This is a genomic window from Peribacillus sp. Aquil_B1 (assembly GCF_022603275.1).
Classification (GTDB): domain Bacteria; phylum Bacillota; class Bacilli; order Bacillales; family DSM-1321; genus Peribacillus.
In genome coordinates this window covers 1-752 of sequence record NZ_JAKXEE010000017.1, presented here as the reverse complement: position 1 = coordinate 752, position 752 = coordinate 1, and the positions used below count along the sequence as shown (strand labels likewise).

At 35.1% G+C, this 752-nt stretch carries 1 rRNA gene; it reads right to left on the bottom strand.

Annotated features, from left to right (window positions below):
• Positions 1 to 661: 661 nt before the first annotated feature.
• Positions 662 to 752 (bottom strand): 5S ribosomal RNA (rrf, locus tag MPH60_RS27535); the annotation flags it as partial.

The following is a 752-nucleotide window of genomic DNA, read 5'->3' as shown; positions in this document are numbered from 1 at the left end:
AAGTTTTTAACTTATTTTAAATCGCTGTGTTTTTCAGCGACCATTTCATCTTATCATTTTCATAGTAAGAAGTCAATAGTTATTATTTCTTTCAGCAATCAGCCAAAAGCGATGAAGTTTTTCGTTTCTCTTAGTTGGTGCTTATTTATATTAATCCTTTCCCACCATAAAGTCAACACATTTCATAATAAATAATTTCTTTTCTTAGATCTTAGATCTAGATTGGTTACAAGGTCCGTTTTGCTAGTTGGTCAGATGTGAAGGCCTCCCATCCCGACAAAGCCTTAATGCTTTTTATCTTTTGAGCTGTTTTCGTAAAGTTGTTGGTTTGAACAAAGAAATATTATGGGTTATAGAGAGATATAGTAGTAAAAAGTAATCTTTTTAAGGAGTGATTTTATGGCATATGCTTATACTTTATTTGTTATTTCTGTAATATGCTTTGTTTGTTATCGGCTGATTAAAAAGAAATTAGCACCTTCAAATAGATTTTACAAATCATCACATTCAATATGAAGAGAAATCAAATAACGACAAGACCGTTTAAAGCAGTCTTTAATTATGTGTTCAAGAAAGCAACACTGTATGCGAAACAGCCAACTTTTTTTCATGACCTTATGAACACAAAAAAGACCAGCCGGATGGCTGATCTTTTGAAATGGCTTGGCGGCGTCCTACTCTCACAGGGGGAAACCCCCAACTACCATCGGCGCTGAAGAGCTTAACTGCCGTGTTCGGAATGGGAACGGGTG